Origin of the sequence: Vibrio sp. BS-M-Sm-2, from assembly GCF_041504345.1 — a bacterium.
Taxonomy (GTDB): Bacteria; Pseudomonadota; Gammaproteobacteria; order Enterobacterales; family Vibrionaceae; genus Vibrio; species Vibrio satsumensis.
Window position 1 is genome coordinate 3,312,610 of the sequence record NZ_CP167894.1, and the last position, 20,403, is coordinate 3,333,012.

General features: G+C 44.2%; 17 protein-coding genes. 16 read left to right on the forward strand and 1 reads right to left on the reverse strand.

The genetic code is table 11. The features are described from left to right. Positions 1-216: 216 nt before the first annotated feature. The 8 genes from ribA to AB8613_RS15180 all read left to right on the forward strand — a co-directional run bounded on the left by ribA (position 217) and on the right by AB8613_RS15180 (position 9,162). Positions 217-813, forward strand: coding sequence for a GTP cyclohydrolase II (ribA, locus tag AB8613_RS15145; RefSeq protein ID WP_009848836.1), 597 nt, complete (start codon positions 217-219; stop codon positions 811-813). A gap of 176 nt (positions 814-989) precedes the next feature. Continuing rightward, positions 990-2,249 (forward strand): imelysin family protein, encoded by a 1,260-nt coding sequence (locus AB8613_RS15150; protein ID WP_372384054.1) that lies wholly within the window; start codon positions 990-992, stop codon positions 2,247-2,249. 110 nt (positions 2,250-2,359) lie between these two features. Further along, on the forward strand, positions 2,360-3,748 hold the full coding sequence (locus AB8613_RS15155) for a di-heme oxidoredictase family protein (RefSeq protein ID WP_372384055.1): 1,389 nt from the start codon (positions 2,360-2,362) through the stop codon (positions 3,746-3,748). A 158-nt stretch (positions 3,749-3,906) separates the two neighbouring features. After that, entirely contained in the window at positions 3,907-4,968 is a 1,062-nt protein-coding gene (locus AB8613_RS15160) for an imelysin family protein (RefSeq protein WP_372384056.1), read from the forward strand. Beyond that, the gene (locus AB8613_RS15165) at positions 4,958-6,043 is read left to right on the forward strand and encodes a DUF1513 domain-containing protein (RefSeq protein ID WP_285953959.1); all 1,086 of its coding nucleotides are present in this window, start codon (positions 4,958-4,960) and stop codon (positions 6,041-6,043) included. Before AB8613_RS15160 ends, AB8613_RS15165 begins: the two co-directional genes overlap by 11 nt. Before the next feature lie 80 nt (positions 6,044-6,123). Further along, a complete protein-coding gene (locus AB8613_RS15170; protein WP_372384057.1) occupies positions 6,124-7,662 on the forward strand; it encodes a murein L,D-transpeptidase in 1,539 nt (512 codons plus the stop codon). Between the two features lie 198 nt (positions 7,663-7,860). Further along, positions 7,861-8,409: a YcbK family protein gene (locus AB8613_RS15175; RefSeq protein ID WP_048659567.1), complete on the forward strand. Its 549-nt coding sequence runs from the start codon at positions 7,861-7,863 to the stop codon at positions 8,407-8,409. Between the two features lie 99 nt (positions 8,410-8,508). Next, the gene (locus tag AB8613_RS15180; RefSeq protein WP_010438163.1) at positions 8,509-9,162 is read left to right on the forward strand and encodes an MBL fold metallo-hydrolase; all 654 of its coding nucleotides are present in this window, start codon (positions 8,509-8,511) and stop codon (positions 9,160-9,162) included. Positions 9,163-9,274: 112 nt separating this feature from the next. Here AB8613_RS15180 and AB8613_RS15185 read toward each other — a convergent pair whose 3' ends face one another. Beyond that, on the reverse strand, positions 9,275-10,075 hold the full coding sequence (locus AB8613_RS15185; protein ID WP_048664740.1) for a DUF2982 domain-containing protein: 801 nt from the start codon (positions 10,073-10,075) through the stop codon (positions 9,275-9,277). Positions 10,076-10,295: 220 nt separating this feature from the next. Between AB8613_RS15185 and AB8613_RS15190 the strand changes: the two genes are divergently transcribed. The 8 genes from AB8613_RS15190 (at position 10,296) to AB8613_RS15225 (ending at position 20,121) form a co-directional block, all read left to right on the forward strand. After that, positions 10,296-10,688 carry a hypothetical protein gene (locus tag AB8613_RS15190; protein ID WP_004733388.1) on the forward strand — a complete coding sequence of 131 codons (393 nt, stop codon included), beginning with the start codon at positions 10,296-10,298 and terminating at the stop codon, positions 10,686-10,688. A 588-nt stretch (positions 10,689-11,276) separates the two neighbouring features. After that, positions 11,277-12,371, forward strand: coding sequence for a TRAP transporter substrate-binding protein (locus AB8613_RS15195; RefSeq protein ID WP_372384058.1), 1,095 nt, complete (start codon positions 11,277-11,279; stop codon positions 12,369-12,371). 209 nt (positions 12,372-12,580) lie between these two features. Beyond that, positions 12,581-13,126 (forward strand): TRAP transporter small permease subunit, encoded by a 546-nt coding sequence (locus tag AB8613_RS15200; protein ID WP_017060958.1) that lies wholly within the window; start codon positions 12,581-12,583, stop codon positions 13,124-13,126. A gap of 9 nt (positions 13,127-13,135) precedes the next feature. Then, positions 13,136-14,419 (forward strand): TRAP transporter large permease subunit, encoded by a 1,284-nt coding sequence (locus tag AB8613_RS15205; RefSeq protein ID WP_123309824.1) that lies wholly within the window; start codon positions 13,136-13,138, stop codon positions 14,417-14,419. A gap of 104 nt (positions 14,420-14,523) precedes the next feature. Further along, positions 14,524-15,879, forward strand: coding sequence for a cache domain-containing protein (locus tag AB8613_RS15210; protein WP_060982443.1), 1,356 nt, complete (start codon positions 14,524-14,526; stop codon positions 15,877-15,879). Next, the gene (locus tag AB8613_RS15215) at positions 15,872-16,510 is read left to right on the forward strand and encodes a response regulator transcription factor (protein WP_327783718.1); all 639 of its coding nucleotides are present in this window, start codon (positions 15,872-15,874) and stop codon (positions 16,508-16,510) included. Before AB8613_RS15210 ends, AB8613_RS15215 begins: the two co-directional genes overlap by 8 nt. A 169-nt stretch (positions 16,511-16,679) precedes the next feature. Continuing rightward, a complete protein-coding gene (locus AB8613_RS15220) occupies positions 16,680-18,278 on the forward strand; it encodes a BCCT family transporter (RefSeq protein ID WP_108020607.1) in 1,599 nt (532 codons plus the stop codon). A 271-nt stretch (positions 18,279-18,549) separates the two neighbouring features. Beyond that, on the forward strand, positions 18,550-20,121 hold the full coding sequence (locus tag AB8613_RS15225) for a BCCT family transporter (RefSeq protein ID WP_048659559.1): 1,572 nt from the start codon (positions 18,550-18,552) through the stop codon (positions 20,119-20,121). Positions 20,122-20,403: the final 282 nt, after the last annotated feature.

A 20,403-nucleotide genomic window follows, 5' to 3' on the forward strand; every position in this document is an offset into this window, starting at 1 on the left:
CTGATTAATTTATAACCCCATGTTGGTCATCCCAATGTGGGGTTTTTTGTTACCTGAAAAATTATTGTTATAATATAACAATTTGTGCGTAGTCGACCTTGAAAAAAATTGTTAACAGCCTCATAGTGTCTATCATTAGATAGTTAGCTACAAAATATTGCCTAGACATATAATGTAGTGTCGTTAAACACATCGAATTTTCAAGTGAGTATAGCTATGGCGGAAGTGCGTGCCAGAATAGATTTCAAAGTAGGGGTAACAAGCAGTATTGATGCTGAACTTCTGTCTTTTCATGGATTGAAAACAGACAAAGAGCATGTTGCTGTGATATTTAAATCAGCAGATAAGACACAAGACATACCTCTAGTTCGTATGCACTCTGAGTGCCTTACTGGAGATGTTTTCCATTCTTCTCGCTGTGACTGTGGCGAGCAACTAGACGAAACCATTAGAATTATGGGTGAGACGGGCGGCGTGATTCTTTACTTACGCCAAGAAGGCCGTGGTATTGGTTTATACAACAAAATCGATGCATACCGTCTGCAAAGCGAAGGTATGAACACTTACGAAGCCAACAACCACTTAGGCTTTGGTGATGACTTACGTGATTTTACTGAAGCAGCGGAAATGTTACGCGCTTTAGGCACCACAAAAATCCGTTTGGTGACCAACAATCCTAAGAAAATCAATGAACTTAAATCTTTTGGTATTGAGATTGAAGAAGTGGTGAACACCTCTGCTCATATCAAATCGGGTAATGAAAGCTATCTGAAGGCGAAAGTTTCACACGGTAAGCATAACCTAGATATCTGATTCGCTTGCTTGTTGCGCTTAACATAAAAATGTTTAAAGACCTCACATATGTGAGGTTTTTTTGTATTTATCTTGCAATAAAATTGTAAGTTTGTATTATTCAAATCCGTAGTGCAAATGATAATGGTTTGCACTATTACTACGAATAATAATTTAAAGCTCAACAAGGATGCTTCATGACCATTAAATCTTTAGTGACAAAAGCAGTAACTTCGTCACTCATTTTTGCCTCTGCTTCTTCTTTTGCAGCAGTAACTCAAGATCAAGTTGTAGAACACTATGCAGATATTGCTCATGCCGTGTTTGCAGATTCAGTAATTACAGCAAAAGCGTTGAACTCTTCTATTGATACCTTCTTAGCTTCTCCTTCTGCTGGTAACTTCGAACAAGTAAAACAAGCTTGGCTTGAGTCTCGCGTACCTTACCAACAGTCAGAAGTATTCCGCTTCGGCAACGCTGTTGTTGATGATTGGGAAGGCCAACTGAACGCATGGCCACTAGATGAAGGCCTGATTGACTACGTATCTTCTGATTACCAATATGAGCTTGGTAACGAAGGCGCTAGCGCAAACATCGTGGCTAACAAGACTTTCCAAATTGGTCAGACTACTGTTGATGCAACTAACATTACTCCAGAGCTAATCGCTGACTTGAACGAGATCGGCGGTTCTGAAGCGAACGTAGCGTCTGGCTACCACGCAATTGAATTCCTACTTTGGGGCCAAGATTTAAACGGCACAAACAGCGGTGCAGGTGAGCGTGCTTACACTGATTTCGTTGTTGGTGCTGAGTGTACTAACGGCAACTGTGACCGTCGTGGCGCATATCTAAAAGCATCTGCTGAGCTACTTATCCAAGACCTAGAGTGGATGGAAAAGCAGTGGGCTGAAGGCGAGAAAGGTAACTACCGTCAAGAACTGCTTTCTGAATCTAGCGAAAACGGCCTACGTAAAATGTTATTCGGCATGGGTTCACTGTCTCTTGGTGAGCTTGCTGGTGAGCGTATGAAGGTGGCTTTAGAAGCTAACTCTACTGAAGATGAGCACGATTGCTTCTCTGATAACACGCACAACTCTCACTACTACAACGAGCAAGGTATCTACAACGTTTATACGGGTTTATACAAGCGTGAAGACGGTACTCTGCTTTCAGGTCCTAGCCTGTTTGACCTAGTAGAGCAAAAAGATGAGCAAGCTGCGAAAGAGATCCAAAAGCAGTTTGACTTAGCACGTGCACAAGTTGGCCAGCTTGTTGTTTCTGCAGAGAAAAACAACCAGCATTTCGATCAGCTAATTGCTGCTGACAACGCTGCGGGTAACGCACTAGTAAACAAAACGATTGTTGCGCTAGTGTCTCAAACGGCTGCGATTGAGCGTGCTGCTGGTGTGATTGGCATTGATAGCCTTAACCCAGACACGGCTGATCACGAGTTCTAAGAACCCGAGACGAAAATCATAAAGGGCTCTCATTGAGCCCTTAATTGTTTGTTACTCATGAAAGTTACTCCCACATAAAAACTAAAATCAAAAACACAGCAAGGCAATGTATGAAGTCGTATCTCTCAGCCTCACTATTAACCGCACTGTTTTTCTTAGCTCCATTACATGCCCATGAAACCTACTCAGGTGGCAAAACAACCGTGAAGAAAGAGGGAGCAAACGCTTTTTCTCTTCCTGCTGCCAACCTACCAATGAGCAAACGCTTAGATTTCAGCGTAGGTAACAGCTTCTTCAGAAACCCTTGGGTTCCTGCACCATCATCAACCGATGCACGTGATGGATTGGGCCCATTGTTCAACACCAACGGTTGTCAAAACTGTCACATCAAAGATGGTCGTGGCCACGCGCCAGAAAAAGGCGATGAGAACGCGGTATCTATGCTGGTTCGCTTGAGTATTCCTGCTGAAACACCAGAGCAGAGACAAGCCTTTATTCGCGATGGTGGCATTCCAGAACCGACTTACGGTGGACAGCTACAAGATTTCGCGCTTCAAGGTGTGGAACCAGAGGGTAAAGTGAACATCAGCTACACCGATGTTCCTGTTGAATTCAAAGACGGCACGGTTGTTACTCTACGTAAACCAACATTAAAAATCACTGAACTCGCGTTTGGTGAAATGCACCCTAAAACAGAATTTTCGGCTCGTGTTGCGCCACCAATGATCGGCCTAGGTCTGCTTGAGAGCATTTCAAAAGAAACGATCCTTGGCTTCGCGAAGCAACAAGCTGCGGACAGCCAAGGCGTAACAGGCAAAGCCAACTACGTTCTTGATGTTCAAACAAACGAAATGGCGTTGGGTCGATTTGGTTGGAAAGCCGGACAGCCAAACCTAATGCAACAAAATGCTGCAGCATTTAACGGCGATTTGGGCTTAACAAGCAGCTTGTTCCCGAACGAAAACTGCACATCAGCTCAATCAACCTGTGATGATTTTCCAAATGGTGGTGAACCTGAAGTCAGCGATAATATCCTAGATTTTGTTGAGTTCTATTCGCAGCATTTGGCGGTTCCAATTCGTCGTAACGTTGATAAGCCTGCGGTTGTTCAAGGTAAAAAACTGTTTAAAGATATTGGTTGCCAAAGTTGCCACCAAGCTGAAATTCGCACAGCAGAACGTGAAGGCTTACCTGCGTTGTCTAAACAGCTAATCAGCCCATATACCGATATGTTACTGCACGATATGGGAGAAGGCTTAGCCGACAATCGCCCAGAGTATCTAGCAAACGGTCAAGAGTGGCGCACCACGCCATTGTGGGGATTAGGCTATACCAAAGAAGTGAATGGTCACACCTTCTTACTTCATGACGGTCGCGCAAGAAACGTTATGGAAGCGGTGCTTTGGCACGGTGGAGAAGCAGAAATGGCGAAACAAAACGTTTTAGCTCTTAGTAGCAGCGAGCGTGAAGCACTATTGGCGTTCTTAAACTCGTTATAAGCTGAGTTGAATTCAGTTTAGTTAACGGCTAATGACTTAAGAAAGCCGCTATTAAACCACTTAGCACCGCTGAACTTGTAGCAATACGAGGCCAGCGGTCGTTTCGCATTTAATGAACTCATATAATTAAAAGAAAAATTAGGAAGTAAGGTAACAGCATGACACATAAATTTTTGTTAATGCCTTTGTCGGCATTAATTATGGCAGGCTGCCAATCATCGGGTGAGCAAGCCGCTTCATCTGAGGTTAACGGTGTGTCTTATCAAGCAGACACTACAGCCCATATTAGTCGCAGTGTTTATCGACAAGAGTTTGATTCTGCGGTGCTATTCGCGAAGCAATCGAGCGAATTAGAAGCTCTGATGCAAGGTTACTGTGAAACGGATAACGTTGAGTTAGACGCTTTGAAAGATCAATGGCAGATCACAATGAACAGCTGGATGGCATTGCAAGGGCAAGAAAGAGGCCCAACAGCAGCGCTTGAAGAGAGCTGGAATGTTCAATTCTGGCCAGACAAAAAGAACACGACGGGTCTTAAGATGCGTCAGCTGACTCAGCAAGATAAAGTTTGGTCTCAAGACGAAATTGCTCAGCAGAGTGTGACAGTGCAAGGGCTAGGCGCGTTAGAGTGGTCGCTTTATGACGAGCAATCGTCACTGCTTCAAGACAAAGTATTAGGCTGTCTATCCTCACAAGCTATCGCACAGAATTTGGCTATGAAATCTGCTTCTATCGCTGAGGCTTGGCAAGTTAACCCTTGGTTAGCGCTAGACGAGACTCGTTGGGAGTCTGAATATATTGCTTTATTGACCAACCAACTTGATTACAGCATGAAGAAGCTGAGTCGCCCGATGGCGAAAATCGGTCACCCTCGTCCTTATTTCTCAGAATCATGGCGTGCACAAACCTCGATGACTCAACTAAAAGCCAATGTAGCAGCACTTCAGAATTTGTACCTTGCCGGTGGCAATGGCCTAGACGGCTTGTTGAGAGAGAAGGGCTTAAACGACCTAGCTGATCGCGTTGCTGACCAGTTCACATTGACGCTAGATACTTGGCCTACAGACTCAAGCTTGTTTGAGTTATTGCAGAGCAAAGAGGGCTACCGCGAGGTGCTGACTCAATACAACAAACTAGAACGTTTGAAGTACCTGATTCATGAAGAAGTGGCGATAGAGCTGAGCGTGGTAATAGGATTTAATGCTACCGATGGTGACTGATACTACACGAAGAACCTTACTGAAAGCAGCACTTGGGTGTGCTGCTGTGCCTGTGCTGCCGTTCGGGTGTGCTAGCCGTTCAGGTGAAAGCGCATCGAATAAACCTCAGTTGATTGGTTGTGCGCTTAATGGTCGAGGCCAGTATTCCGCGGTTGTGGCTGATGAGTATGGCATGCCACTGAGCCAGCTACCTATCCCTGAGCGTGGCCATGGCGTCGCAATCTGCCCAACCTCATCACATGCGGTGGTTTTTGCTCGTCGTCCTGGTGACTATTTTATGGTGTTTGACTACAAAAACGGTCAGCAGATCAAAATGGTGGTGAAAGGTAACAACCGCCACTTCTATGGTCATGGCGTTTACTCATTAGACGGCACACTATTGTATGCCACTGAAGGGAAAACCGACACCAGTCAAGGCGTGATTGGCGTCTACGATGTCGCACAAGGGTATCGTAAGGTCGAAGAATTTACCGGTTTTGGTATTGGCCCTCACGAGGTGATTATCATGCCTGATGGTAATCTTGCTATCGGCGTTGGTGGTGTTCATACTGATGGCAGAACACCGAAAAACTTGGATTCCATGCAGCCTAGTTTGAGCTATGTTTCATCGCAAGGTGAGCTGCTTGATCAGGTTGAATTGTTGGATAAGAAGTTAAGCATTCGACACTTAGCGCATGATGGGGCAGAGACTGTACTTTGTGGCCAGCAATATCGCGGCGAACCGGATGAATATCCTTCACTTTTGGCGATGCACATCAAAGGTGGGCAGTTTGAATCACTGAATGCGGAGCCGGAGCAATGGGCGCGATTTAATCACTACATTGCAAGTATCGCAGCATCCGATGATTGGATTATCGCCACCTCACCACGAGGTAATTGCTACGGTATTTGGTCTAAAGAAACCAAAGAGTTAGTAGAGCTATCGGCATTGTCTGATGCTTCCGGTGCTGTGCTTCTTGATGGGGAATTTAGATTAAGCTCTGGGGCGGGAAGTGTGGTTAGTCAGCGCAAGCCTTATGAGAAATCAACTCAGCAATCATCGATCCAATGGGATAACCATTGGAGCTCAATCTGATTCATAAAGCCTCTTAAAAATAACATGCTTACTCCCATTTCTTTGCCATACTTATGGGATGGTTGGTGATGGAGTTAAGCATGTTCGCGAAATACTTCTGTGGGTTATTAGTTTTAGTTTCTGTGCACACATGGAGCTATACGAGTTCTGATGAAGGTCGTTTCTTTCCGGCTGATTCAGAGCTATCTTTCATGCTGATTTATCCCGAACTAACCCAGAGCATTTATCAAGACTCACCTCTCCCTATTCTTTGGGATTCGCCTGAACTTGTTAAGGCATTCGAATTTCAATTGTCGTTGCTCGAACAAGCACAAATGGCACCACTCTTTGAACGACAACTCAAGCAAATCCGTCACTATCAATCCCATGCACAATGGCAAGAGTTGGACATCTTACTCACCGACACCTTTATCTACTATTTAAGCTATGTTGAAAACGCACCATTTGCCGGTAAGGAGTGGTATTTCTCAGGTAAGCTGCATTCCAAATTACCTCCACCGTCCCCCCATATTTTGATGAGACTAAAAAGCAGTGTCGCCAATGATTACTTATTGGAGATGGTGTTGTCTTACGCACCGCCAGTAGGGGATTTTGACCAATTCAAAGCAACCTATTCCGTGTTAGAAACCGCGTCTGAACTCGATATTGAGCGGTACAGACAGAAAGGCTTAAAACGCTTGGGGGATAAGCTTTCAGACAAAGCGGTTCTTGTTGAGCGCATTGCGTTGGTTGGCGTAGATACCTCTATGATTGCTGTCGATTTCCCTGTGTTTGATCGAGAGCTGCAAGCGGCGATTCAGTCCTTCCAGCGCATGCACGGCCTAACAGCGGATGGGATTATTGGGCCAGACACGATCCAGTGGATCAACATGAGCTTCGATGATCGATTGAGCTCTTTGGCTTTGAATGCAGAGCGTGTTCGCTTGTGGCCAAGGAATAGAGACTCTCTCATTGTCGTCAACGTGCCTAGCTTTGATATGAAGTATTGGGAAGACGGCGAAGAGGTATTTGAGTCTAAGGTCGTCGTGGGAAGAAAATCGCGAAAAACCCCGCTTTTAGAGATAAACCTCGATTCTGTCATTCTAAACCCGACTTGGAATGTGCCATGGAAAATCATGGTCAAAGATATCCTGCCCAAAGTAAAAGCGGACGAAAGCTATTTAGAGACACACAACTTCCAAGTCATTGATGGCTGGCGTACCATGGAAACGGTCGATACCACCGAGATAGATTGGCAGACCATCAATTTCAATTCATTCCCATATCGAATGCGTCAACAGGCGGGTTCGAGTAATGCATTAGGTTTGTACAAGTTCAACACACCTAACAAAAGAGCGATCTATCTGCACGATACGCCAAGTAAAGGTCTGTTTAATGATGACTTCCGTGCTTATAGCTCAGGTTGCATACGTGTCGAACATGCAGAAGAACTTGCTGAGTTATTGTTTGCCACTAAGGTAAGGAAAGTACCGAACCAAAATGATGACCTTGCTCCGAACACTAAGGTTCGCCTCAAAAAGCGAATTCCTGTGCATATCATCTATCAAACCGTGTTGTTTGAAGAAGGGGGCATACAGTACCGTGGCGATATCTACCAATATGATAAAGAGGGTGGTTGATTGAAATGTGTTCAATAAAGGTGATCTTGACTAAAAAATGACAACTAAGCCTCTATTGATAAAATTATAATGTGGATCAATAACTAACCGCGTAAAGGTTACAAATACTAACCTTTTGAGCGGTTTTAGTACGTTGACGCAGCAATTTCCATTATGTATCGTGCATTTTTCGTTCGATCTAATTGGTTTTTTTGCTGTATGTCTCAAAGTTTATTTTCTCGCCGTCAGTTTCTGACTTACGCTGGTGGTACCGCTGTTATCGCCTCAATTACACCTTCTATCGCTTTTGCTTCATACCCGGATCAACCAAGAACGATTAGCATGAATAACCTTCACACCGGTGAAAGATTAGAGACCTGTTATTTCGATGGTACTAACTATGTTGGTGACGAGATGGCACGTCTTAGCAAGCTATGTCGCGATTTCCGCCGCAATGAAATTCATCCAATGGATAAAAACCTGTTTGATCAGATCACTCAGATTCAAAACGTGTTAGGTATTCAAAAAGAAGTCCAGATCATCTCTGGTTACCGTTCTCCAGCGACCAATGAAGCATTGCGCTCAAAATCGAGTGGCGTGGCGAAGAAGAGTTATCACATGCTTGGTAAAGCGATCGATTTTCGTATCGATGGTGTCGATCTGAAAGAGCTAAGAGACGTAGCCAAAAGCCTGAATGCCGGTGGTGTTGGTTATTATGCACGTAGCAACTTTATCCATATCGATACTGGCCCAGTACGTAGCTGGTAGAGTTAGGTTGAGTTTGCGAGCGAATGCTAGGTACTTGTCAAAGTAGACATCCAATGTCATAGTTTGCCCAAATTTCAGTTTGCCCTCTAAGGTTTGTATATGTCTCTTAAGTATCAAGTTGTACCTGTTACCTCTTTCTCTCAAAACTGCTCAATTGTGTGGTGTGATGAGACAATGGAAGGCATCGTTGTCGATCCGGGCGGTGATGTTCAACAACTAGCTGCGATCATTGAAGAGCTAGGTGTTAAAGTGGTGAACTTGGTACTGACGCACGGTCACTTAGATCATGTTGGTGGTACGGTACCACTTGCTGAGATCTTAAAGGTGAATATTGTTGGTCCACATAAGGCCGATAACTTCTGGCTTCAAGGTCTAGAGAATCAAAGCCAAATGTTTGGATTTCCACTGTGTAAAGCCTTTGAACCAAACACTTGGTTAGAAGAGGGTGACAAAGTCACGTTTGGTAATCAAGTGATCGACGTGATTCACACGCCGGGCCACACTCCAGGCCATGTTGTACTGTTCAGCGAGCAAGCACGTCTAGCGTTTGTGGGTGATGTATTGTTTAACGGCGCAATTGGTCGTACTGACTTCCCACAAGGTGATTTCAATACACTTATCGCTTCAATTAAGACAAAGCTTTGGCCACTAGGCAGTGACGTAACATTCGTTCCGGGTCATGGTCCTGAATCGACATTCGGTCGCGAGCGCGCATCAAACCCGTTCGTAGCAGATGAAATGCCTCTGTACTAATTAAGCCTTTGATTAAAAGACCAGTTGTTCGTGTCGATTGATTGAAAAATGAAGCTTAGCTTTTGTTGTGAAAGCTAAGCTTTTTTATTGCGCGCGAATTTACTGGCAACCCTTAGTCAGAAAGGCGTTCAGCAGCAGCCAAGTAGCGTCGAGCCAGTCCAACAAACTCTTCTCCACTCATATTTAAATCTTGAGTTGATATGAAAATATCATAACCGTGGAAGCCCCTTTGATACTTCATCCTGTTGGCAAGCATCGCCTGTAATCCAGAATAGTCTTTAATCACCGTGCTTTGATTGTTCGTTTCATCAGATGATTCTGAGGTCGTCTGTGTTTGGCTATCGTTGAAGCTTACCTCTTCAGTATTTTTTAACTCTTTATATCGGCTCAGTTCCACACAACCGTTCTCAGTGCAGCGCGTATGGTAATGCGATGAGTCGAGAACCATATCTTCAAAGTTTGACTCTTTACCCGCTTGTTTGGCTCCTAGATACAAAAGTGCTCGTTGGCTGAGTAATAACTCACAGGTGATTTTGGGGCAGATCGAATCGAGGTAGGGCGAGTAATCTTTAACCTTGATACCAATCCAAGGCAAAGGTTGGTGCCAGCCATCTTGTTCATAGGTGCAAAGCCCAATTTTTTGGATGTTGTTCCACTTTAAGACCCAGCCCCCTTTATAAAAATGCTGCTGAAAATGAGTCGGGGTGAGTGTGAACATCACTCGGCTGCGCAGCATCAAATAGTAGCCGGTTCCCAGAAGGGCAATACTGCAAAAAGCACCCACGATCAGTAACTTTGGGTTGTCACTGTAGAGCGCAACGATCAAGCAAATGAAGCCTAAAATAACGGCGAGGATACGGTACGAGCGAGTGAATGAAGGCAAAGAGAAATTAGTAAGGTGACGAGTGTCCATAGGCAACACCAAGTTTTCATATTTTTGTCTGGATGGATAACCAGTGTATATGACCCTGAATTGATAAGTCGATGTTTAAATAATAGACGCTAGTAGACAATATCGGTATTTTTCGTCGACTTTCGACGCTTCACTCTACAAATAGCTCCTGTTTTTTGGTATAAATCGCGCTTCAAATTTTCACCACTGCGAAAAGAGCAGTGAACTGGAGAAATATTCAATGAGACTTGCTCATAAGCGTAAGGTGCAGGCTAAACTGCAGAAACGCACTAAAGCGGCTGTAGTTAAAGCAGTGGCAACGCCGAAAAAAGCGAAGCCTGTCGCAGAGAAAGTTGTAGCAGAAAAAACTGTAGCAGCAAAACCAGCGGTAGAAAAAGCAGTAGCAGCAACTAAAGAAGTTGCAGTAGCACTGACTCCTAAGCAACAACAAGTTCTAGACATCGTTGTTAGCAATGCTGAAGGCATTAACCCTAAAGGTATCGGCCTAGCAGCTGGTCAAGAAGACGCGAAAGCAGCTTCATGGGCAACAGGCGCATTGAAAAAACTTCTTGAAGAAAACCTAGTAGCGAAAGAGCAGCTAGCAGGTAACAAGGTTATCTACAAAGCTATCTAATCCTTTGGGATTCTATTCGCTTCGTTAAGTTTTTAAGCCTCGATTTTCGAGGCTTTTTTGTATTTGTCGGATTATGCCAATCCTAATCCTAATCCTAATCCCATATTCACATTCAAACCCAAATTAAAATCAACCCCAGAAGCCTTATTTCCAATTGACTGACGCCTTACGTTTTTAGTTTGTCTTTCGCGAGTCCTATGTTTTAAATCAATAAGCATCAAAGTAGGTTTTCTGATTCCCTGAAATTATGATTTTCTCGGATTGAGTGCATTTAGGTGCGTATTTGAAGTGTGGTGAGAATAGAGCCTCATCACGAAATGGCAATCAATTGTTAACGGTATTTAATTATTAATACTTAGGTATTTATCAATAAACATTCCTCTAGTGAATAAGGTGATTCCTTTAAAATCGACATCACTCAATCATCTCCTACGTAGTTCTACGTAATCCTTTGGTCTAATACGCAGTTTGTGTACGCCTGTCGTGCGTGCTCTCCCTGATATCTTGTTACCTCATCACGGTGCACTCTTATGTTGAATCATAAAAAATACTCATAGAAAGAGTGTTAACCCAACAAAGGACGTGAACATGAGTCTCATTTCTAACTCCCTCACACGAGTTTTTAAAAACGTTGCAGTAACCGCTGCGGCTTGTTTAGCTTTGGTCGCTACTGGTGCTACAGCCGCTGATAAGGTTTACCGTTTAAAGCTTGCAGAAACGTGGGGACCAAACTTCCCAGTTTTCGGTGATGCAACTAAGAACATGGCAGCGATGGCTGAGAAGATGTCGAATGGTCGACTTCAAATCAGAATCGATTCAGCAAACAAACACAAAGCCCCTCTTGGCGTTTTTGACATGGTTAAGTCTGGTCAATACGACATGGGTCACTCAGGCTCTTACTACTGGAAAGGTAAAGTTGCAAACACTCTTTACTTCACTTCTATGCCTTTCGGTATGACGCCAGCAGAACAATACGCGTGGTTCTATCACGGTGGTGGTATGGAGTTGATGGAGCAAGTTTACTCTCCACACAACTTGATGTCGTTCCCAGGTGGTAACACAGATATTCAGATGGGTGGTTGGTTTCAAAAAGAGATCAACAGCGTTGAAGATCTACAAGGTCTGAAAATGCGAATCCCAGGCTTTGCCGGCGAGATTCTTGCTGAGCTAGGTGCTAAACCGACGAATATTGCCCCAGGTGAACTTTACACGTCTCTAGAGCGTCGCACGATTGATGCACTAGAGTGGGTAGGTCCATCACTTGATCTGCGTATGGGTTTCCACAAAATCGCGCCGTACTACTACACAGGTTGGCATGAGCCGGGCTCAGAGCTTCAATTCCTAGTGAACAAGCGCACTTGGAACAAGCTGCCTGAAGATCTACAAGAAATCTTACGTGTTGCAATGCGTACCGCGGCTTACGACATGTACACACAAGCTACGCACGAAAGTGGTAAGAACTGGGTTTCAATGAAGACTGAGTACCCAGATGTACAAGTGAAAGACTTCCCGCCAGCGGTTATGTCTGCACTGAAAGAAGCGAACGATCGCCTACTTGCTGCACATGCTGAGAAAGATGAATTGGCGAAAGAGATCCAAGCTTCACAAGCAAGTTACCTAGAGCAAGTGCGCTCATGGACGGATATTTCACATAGAGCTTACCTAAATAGCCAAGCGAAATAATCGCCCCTTGTTGAACTGAATCTAAATGAACCCGACGCTTTTCTTATTGAGTATTTAAGAGCGAATAAGCCGAGGGTTCATTTTAAATATAATAATTAAATGCCCAAGAACCCTTTCTACGTCGTGCCTATTGCTAGCTATAAACTGAATCGTTTTTAGTTGGGTTAGCTGTACTGCGCGATGTCTTTTCAAATTCCATGGAGTCGGGAATGCGAAGTCTAATTTATATTGAACGCCTGTTTAATCGTATCGGTGATGCACTGGGATGGCTTTCCAGTATGTTGTTTATTTTACTGATCGCCAACGTCGTGTATGACGTTGTCATGAGATATGCATTCAACGATGTCTCTATCGCCTTCCAAGAGATGGAATGGCATCTGTTCTCTGCCGTTTTCCTATTAGGTGTGCCATATGCCATCAAAGCGGGTGGTCATGTTCGAGTCGACGTGTTCTATGAGCAGTTGAGCTTTAAAGCGCAAGCCATTATTGATCTGTTAGGTACGCTTATCTTCCTACTGCCGTTTTGTTTGCTGGTAGCTTGGTTTGGTATTGATGTGGCCAAAGAGAGCTATGAACTTGGTGAAACCTCAGGCGATCCGGGTGGCCTGCCGTATCGCTGGATCATCAAAGCCATGATCCCGTTGTCATTCTTCTTAATGGCACTCAGTGGCGTAGGTTTGATCCTGCATTCACTGAACAAGATTTTTAATCCGCACCTTATCCATGCAAACAATATTCATACAAAGAACAAGTAGAGGCTGAACATGATTGGAATAGTAATGTTTTTCGTAGCCTTGTTTGCACTTTTACTTGGCTTCCCAGTAGCGTTTACCTTTGGTGGTATCGCGTTAATCTTTGGTGTTTGGGCTGAGGGCATCGAAATGTTTGCCTTCATGCCATATCGAATTCAATCAATCATGGAAAACACGGTGCTGATGGCCGTTCCATTGTTTGTTTTCATGGGGCTTGTTCTGCAAAAGACCAAGCTTGCTGAGCAGTTGCTTGAGTCTATGGGGCGATTGTTTGGTGGTGTTCGTGGTGGTATCGCGATTTCAACCGTACTAGTAGGTTCACTGCTTGCGGCTTCTACTGGCGTCGTTGGTGCTTCTGTTGTTGCAATGGGACTTATCTCATTGCCGGTAATGCTCAAATACAATTACGATAAAGGCTTAGCCTGCGGCACTATTTGTGCGTCTGGTACGTTAGGGCAAATCATCCCGCCATCTATCGTGTTGATTCTATTAGGCGATGTTCTTGGCGTGCCTGTTGGTGACTTGTTCCAAGCCGCAATTTGGCCGGGCGTGATGTTAGTTGGCGCGTACATCCTTTATATCTTGATATACGCTAAGCTCCACCCTGAAGCGGCTCAACCAATTGAGCGAGATGATTCAATCAGCCGTAAGCAAGAAGTGTTAGATGCACTTAAAGCGATTCTTCCACCTCTCGCGTTAATCATAGTGGTACTGGGTTCAATCTTTGCGGGTGTTGCTACGCCAACAGAGTCTGCTGCTCTCGGTGGTGCAGGTGCGATGGTACTTGCTTTGCTATACGGTCAATTCAGTTGGTCGATGGTGTATGACGCGTCTAAAGAGACGGTGAAAGTCACGGCGATGGTATTCGCTATCTTGTTGGGTGCAACAGCGTTCTCGATGGCGTTTACCTACACGGGTGGTGACTATCTGGTTGAAGAGTGGATGCTACAACTGCCAGGTGAGAAATGGGGCTTCCTGATCATTACTATGTTGGTGATTTTGATTTTGGGTTTCTTTATCGACTTCGTAGAGATCTGTTTCATCATCGTGCCGATCATTGCGCCAGTTGCTGAACTGATGGGCATCAACATGACATGGTTCGCTATCCTTATCGCGATGAACCTACAAACCTCTTTCTTAACGCCGCCATTTGGTTTTAGTCTGTTCTATTTAAAAGGGGTAGCACCAAAAGGCGTGACGACTAAGGACATCTATCGTGGCGTGATGCCGTTCATTCTGATTCAAATCCTCGTACTTGGATCACTTCTCGCTTTCCCTTCTTTCTATGGAATGTGAGTGAAGCCTAGAATGTGAATGATATGTTTCAACGACTATCTATAAATTGATAAAGTAAAACGGCTTATTGATGTTCAGTAAGCCGTTTTTTGTGAGGGAAAGGAATGCCTCTAAAAGCCAAGCTGATTTTGCTGACACTGCTCCCGTTGCTGCTCGTAACGGCGAGTATCAGCTGGATCTCGTTACATCAAACCAAGACATTGGGTGATAAAGAAGTTGAGATCTTTAGAGATAGCCTAATCAAGTCGCGCGAAAACGCCCTCAAAGACACGGTTGACCTTGCGTTCGATGCCATAGAACACATCTATAACGATCCAAATATCCAAGAAGCTCAAGCCAAAAAAGAAGTTCGAACCATATTGTCTAAACTTAGATATGGCTCTGATGGGTATTTCTTCGCCTATGATCGCCACGGGACCAACTTGGTTCATCCAATACAGCCAGAGTTGATAGGTCAAAACTTACTGCAACTGCAAGATGAGGATGGCGACTTTCTGATAGAAGCTCTGTTAAGAGAGGCGCAAACCGGAGGTGGTTTTCACCAATATTTGTGGCAAAAGCCTTCGACGGGTGAGGTGGTGTCTAAGTTGAGCTACGCCGCTTGGCTAGAGCGTTGGGACTGGATGATTGGCACCGGTTTGTATATCGAAGATGTGCATCAAGAAGTGGCTTCGATGCAGGCCGCAATAAACAAGAACATTGAAACCACGTTCTTTTCGATTGTGGTGATTTTGAGCGTGACGGTCGCCGTTATTATCGTGCTTACCTTAGCCATCAACATGCATGAACATCGCATTGCCGATAACAATTTGAAGGAACTGGCACATAAAACGGTGATGTTTCAAGAGGACGAAAAGAAACACTTAGCGCGTGAGTTACATGATGGTATTAATCAATTATTAGTGTCGAGTCGTTGCCACTTAGAGCTACTCGGTAATAAGCTACAAAGCGAAGACCTTAAAGCACATTTGAATAAGTCACAGCACTCACTGATGCGAGCGATTGAAGAGGTGAGGCACATTTCACATCAACTTCGCCCAAGTTCACTGGATGACATAGGCTTAGAAGCGGCATTGTCTTCGTTGTTATTAGATTTTCAGGCGCACTCCGGCATTGAGGTGGAAACTTTATTTAGCACTCAACCGGGTAAGTTAAAATCAGAAGCTGCAACGACCTTGTATCGAGTGGTACAAGAGTCCCTGAATAACATAGAGAAACACGCACAAGCGACCAAAGTAACGGTTATCGCCCAGCAAATTGGTAACGTGTTGCAACTGCTTATCCAAGATAATGGTGTCGGTTTCAATACCTATAAAGCGATGGAAAAACGAGGGATCGGGCTGCGTAACATGAGAGAGCGAGTGGAGTTCATTGGCGGTGATTTTGAGTTGATGAGTGAGATTGGTTTCGGAACGGAAATTACGGTGTTACTGACACTAGAAGGATTAGTGAATGAGTGAAGTTATTCGAGTTGTGATTGCTGACGATCACCAAGTCGTACTGGATGGCTTTATGGCGAGATTAGAACTCGAGCCTGATATTAGCGTGATAGGCACAGCCAGTAACGGATTAGAAGCGGTTGAGATGGTGAAAACGCTGCGCCCTGATGTGGTGTTGATGGATATCAGCATGCCCATCATGAATGGTATTGATGCGACCCACCTGATTAAAGAAGAAGACCCTGAAGCCAAGGTGTTGATGCTGACCATGCATAACAACCGTGAATACATTATGAAGGTGATGCAGTCGGGTGCGGTCGGCTATATGTTGAAAGAGATTTCGGCTGAAAAAATGGTGCAGGCAATCAAAACGGTCAATCAAGGCTCAACCTATTTCTGTGAAAAAGTAACGCAGAATTTGTTTACTCAGCCGATTACTCCGACGCCATCTGTGAAGAATCCATTGAGCAGACGTGAAGAGGCTGTGCTGAAATTAGTCGCAAAAGGGGAGAGCAGTAAAGAGGTCGCGAAGGCACTGAATATCAGCTATCGAACGGTCGAAACCCATAGACAGAATATTAAGCATAAGCTGGACATTCACTCTACAGCAGAGCTTGCTAAATACGCAGTCAGCTCCGGGCTTGTGGACTGATCTTACGCTAAATTACATTAAATGTGTAATTTAATTACTAAATGTGCAATTTAGGCCTCCTTTATGGAGGTTTTTTTAGTATTTTTGCGACAGGTTGATATTCTTCATTTCGAAATTTAAGCGCCGAATGCAATGTTGCAAACAGTGCGCTGCAAATTAGAGAGGAAGCATGGAGCCTGTAAAAGATAGGTATAGTATTGAAAATACCGATTATACAGTAGGACAAGATAACGTTCAGAAATGGGGTTTTGATGTTCATAACCCAGTATTTGGAATCAGTGCAGGGGCGATCATTATCTTCCTATTGGCACTTCTAGTCTCAGACCCTGAAACCGCAAAAGCGGCGCTTGATGGAATCAAATGGAAAGTCATCGGTAACTTCGATGGTTTCTTCATGTGGGCAGCAAACATCTTCGTTATTTTCTGTTTTGCCCTCATTGTCTCCCCGTATGGCAAGATACGTATTGGTGGCAATGATGCCAAAGCAGAGCACTCAAACCTATCTTGGATGTCGATGTTATTCGCCGCGGGAATGGGTATTGGCCTAATGTTCTGGGGTGTTGCTGAACCAGTGGCTTACTTCACTGGCTGGTATGAAACGCCATTAGGTGTTGAAGCTTACTCTCCTGAAGCGGCGAAGTTAGCGCTCGGCGCGACCATCTACAACTGGGGTCTTCACGGTTGGGCGATTTACGCTGTTGTTGCTTTGGCGCTTGCCTTCTTCACCTTCAATAAAGGTTTACCTCTATCAATCCGCTCTATTTTCTACCCTATCTTAGGTGATAGAACTTGGGGTTGGTTTGGTCATATTGTTGATATCGTTGCTGTGCTTGCAACACTGTTTGGTCTTGCGACTTCATTGGGTTTAGGTGCTCAACAAGCAACAAGTGGTATTAACCATGTATTTGGTACCGATGGCGGTATTGGCATGCAACTGGTTGTTATCGCAGTGGTCACTTTCTTAGCAACAATGTCCGTTGTTCGTGGCATCAATGGTGGCGTAAAAGTACTAAGTAACGTCAACATGCTGGTTGCTTTGGGCTTGCTTATCTTCGTAACCATCGCTGGTGGCATGGCGGGTATTAAAGCTATCCCAACCGCTCTAATGGGCTACATTGAAAACTTCATTCCTTTAAGTAATCCTCATGGTCGTGATGATGAAACGTGGATGCAAGGTTGGACGGTATTCTACTGGGCGTGGTGGATGTCTTGGTCTCCATTCGTAGGCATGTTCATCGCTCGTATCTCTAAAGGTCGTACGATTCGTGAATTCATCGTTGCTGTATTGTTCATCCCAACGACCGTAATCATCATCTGGATGGCTATTTTTGGTGGTATCGCGATTGATCAAGTGGCGAACAAGGTGGGTGAGATTGGTGTGAATGGTCTGCAAGATATTACACTTTCTCTTTTCCATACTTACGATGCACTGCCAATGAGCTCTGTGCTTTCAGTGGTATCGATTGGGTTGATTATGGTGTTCTTTATCACCTCGTCTGATTCAGGTTCATTGGTTATCGATAGTATTACCTCTGGCGGTAAAGTCGATGCCCCTGTTCCACAACGCGTATTTTGGGCGTTGATGGGCGGTGCGATTGCAGCGGTTCTATTGTGGGTTGGTGGCACGGAATCTATTCAAGCATTACAAGCTGGAACGGTATCAATGGCGCTACCATTTGCTTTCATATTATTGCTTATGTGCCTAAGCTTATTGTTAGGTTTACGAACTGAAAATCAATTGGTTAAGCATCAAAATGCTTTGAGTTAAAAGTATTTTTGATAAAAAGGTCGGCATAGTCGGCCTTTTTTTCGTCATAAACTTGAGTAATTACGTGAATTTTGTTTGTAATTTCATCGAACCGATTCTGGTTTACTGAAAACAACAAGTTAACCTGCTAAACTTCAGACATCCAAGTATTTGAATTATTGTGACAACAACTTGTACTACTTGGATTGTATGTTCGAGTTTGTAATTAAGTCGCAGGTAAGTAAGGGATACGAGGTCAATAGACCCTATTAGTATTCCGTAGAGAGGGATAATGACTAAAGGTATAGATAAATACAGTATCGACAGTACGGATTACACTGTTGGTCAAGATAACGTCCAAAAATGGGGTTTTGATGTTCATAACCCAGTATTTGGTATCAGTGCGGGACTTATCGCCTTATTCTTGATCGGTGTTCTACTTACAGATACCGCTTCAGCAAAGGCAGCACTAGATGGTGTTAAATGGCAAATTATCAATTCATTTGATTGGCTGTTCATCTGGTCCGGTAACATTTTCGTTATTTTTTGCTTGGGCTTGATTGTTTCTCCATTTGGTAAAATCCGCCTAGGTGGCGTTGATGCAACCGCTGATTACTCATTCATGTCTTGGTTGTCCATGCTGTTCGCTGCAGGTATGGGTATCGGTTTGATGTTCTGGAGTGTGGCGGAGCCAGCTGCTTACTACACAGGTTGGTATGAAACGCCGTTAGGTGTTGAAGCGAATACACCAGAAGCGGCTAAGCTAGCACTAGGTGCAACCATGTATCACTGGGGACTGCACCCTTGGGCGATTTATGGTGTAGTGGCATTGTCACTTGCTTTCTTCTCTTACAACAAGGGATTACCTCTTTCAATTCGTTCTATCTTTTACCCAATCTTAGGTGATAGAGCTTGGGGCTGGGCAGGTCACATTGTTGATATTCTTGCAGTTCTTGCAACCCTATTCGGTTTGGCGACATCGCTTGGCCTAGGTGCACAACAAGCGGCAAGTGGTATTCAGCATGTATTCGGTATTGAAGCGGGCTTAGGGCTGCAAGTCATTGTTATTACAGTGGTGACTTTATTAGCGGTTGTCTCCGTACTTCGTGGTATTGATGGTGGCGTTAAAGTTATCAGTAATATCAATATGCTAGTAGCTTTCTTACTGCTGATCTTAGTTGCGCTAATCGGTTATGCAGTGACGCTGGGTTCAATCCCAACAACATTGATGGCATATATCGAAAACATCATTCCGCTGAGTAACCCTCACGGCCGTGAAGATGAAGCTTGGCTACACGGTTGGACTGTATTCTACTGGGCTTGGTGGATCTCATGGTCACCATTCGTAGGTATGTTTATCGCTCGTGTTTCTAAAGGTCGTACGGTTCGTGAGTTCATCACAGCAGTACTGATTGTACCGACTACCGTGACTATCATTTGGATGTCAGTGTTTGGTGGTATGGCGATTGACCAAATCGTGAATAACATTGGTATTCTTGGTCAAGAAGGTTTAACCGATGTATCGCTAGCGATGTTCCAAATGTTTGATGTATTACCATTTGGTACTCTGCTTTCAATCATTGCGGTTGTATTGGTTTTAGTCTTCTTCATTACATCGTCTGACTCAGGCTCTCTAGTAATCGATAGCATCACCGCGGGTGGTAAAGTTGATACGCCTGTGCCTCAACGTGTGTTCTGGGCGTTCCTTGAAGGTGCGATTGCTGTCGCTCTATTGTGGGTTGGTGGTACTGAAGCAGTACAAGCTCTACAAGCGGGTGCAATCTCGACGGCATTGCCATTCACCATCATTCTATTACTGATGTGTGTGAGCTTGCTAATGGGTATGCGTACAGAAAAACGCTAGGCTTTCTAAGCTAAAATCTACTGCAATTTATACGCAGTAGAGCGGTAAATAATATGAAGGCAGAAGAGGAAACTCTTCTGCCTTTTTGTTTTTTTACCGTACTAAATCTGACATTATTTCTAATAATCACATAGTAAATAGCGCCTTAAATTTGGCGACAAGCCAAGGAATTGACATTAGGTAAGCTTATGGTTTGCTTAAAATTATATTCCGATATTAAATTGTGAAATCGCTCGAATTTAATACTGATATTGGGTAGTATGCGCGGGATTTCCCACCACT

Coding starts and splice junctions, on each gene's coding strand:
- AB8613_RS15190 (WP_004733388.1), top strand. CDS start 10,296: ATGAGACTTGCTCATAAGCGTAAGGTGCAGGCTAAACTGCAGAAACGC.
- AB8613_RS15165 (WP_285953959.1), top strand. CDS start 4,958: ATGGTGACTGATACTACACGAAGAACCTTACTGAAAGCAGCACTTGGG.
- AB8613_RS15195 (WP_372384058.1), top strand. CDS start 11,277: ATGAGTCTCATTTCTAACTCCCTCACACGAGTTTTTAAAAACGTTGCA.
- AB8613_RS15205 (WP_123309824.1), top strand. CDS start 13,136: ATGATTGGAATAGTAATGTTTTTCGTAGCCTTGTTTGCACTTTTACTT.
- AB8613_RS15150 (WP_372384054.1), top strand. CDS start 990: ATGACCATTAAATCTTTAGTGACAAAAGCAGTAACTTCGTCACTCATT.
- AB8613_RS15220 (WP_108020607.1), top strand. CDS start 16,680: ATGGAGCCTGTAAAAGATAGGTATAGTATTGAAAATACCGATTATACA.
- AB8613_RS15200 (WP_017060958.1), top strand. CDS start 12,581: ATGCGAAGTCTAATTTATATTGAACGCCTGTTTAATCGTATCGGTGAT.
- AB8613_RS15180 (WP_010438163.1), top strand. CDS start 8,509: ATGTCTCTTAAGTATCAAGTTGTACCTGTTACCTCTTTCTCTCAAAAC.
- AB8613_RS15160 (WP_372384056.1), top strand. CDS start 3,907: ATGACACATAAATTTTTGTTAATGCCTTTGTCGGCATTAATTATGGCA.
- ribA (WP_009848836.1), top strand. CDS start 217: ATGGCGGAAGTGCGTGCCAGAATAGATTTCAAAGTAGGGGTAACAAGC.
- AB8613_RS15185 (WP_048664740.1), bottom strand. CDS start 10,075: ATGGACACTCGTCACCTTACTAATTTCTCTTTGCCTTCATTCACTCGC.
- AB8613_RS15155 (WP_372384055.1), top strand. CDS start 2,360: ATGAAGTCGTATCTCTCAGCCTCACTATTAACCGCACTGTTTTTCTTA.
- AB8613_RS15210 (WP_060982443.1), top strand. CDS start 14,524: ATGCCTCTAAAAGCCAAGCTGATTTTGCTGACACTGCTCCCGTTGCTG.
- AB8613_RS15225 (WP_048659559.1), top strand. CDS start 18,550: ATGACTAAAGGTATAGATAAATACAGTATCGACAGTACGGATTACACT.
- AB8613_RS15175 (WP_048659567.1), top strand. CDS start 7,861: ATGTCTCAAAGTTTATTTTCTCGCCGTCAGTTTCTGACTTACGCTGGT.
- AB8613_RS15215 (WP_327783718.1), top strand. CDS start 15,872: ATGAGTGAAGTTATTCGAGTTGTGATTGCTGACGATCACCAAGTCGTA.
- AB8613_RS15170 (WP_372384057.1), top strand. CDS start 6,124: ATGTTCGCGAAATACTTCTGTGGGTTATTAGTTTTAGTTTCTGTGCAC.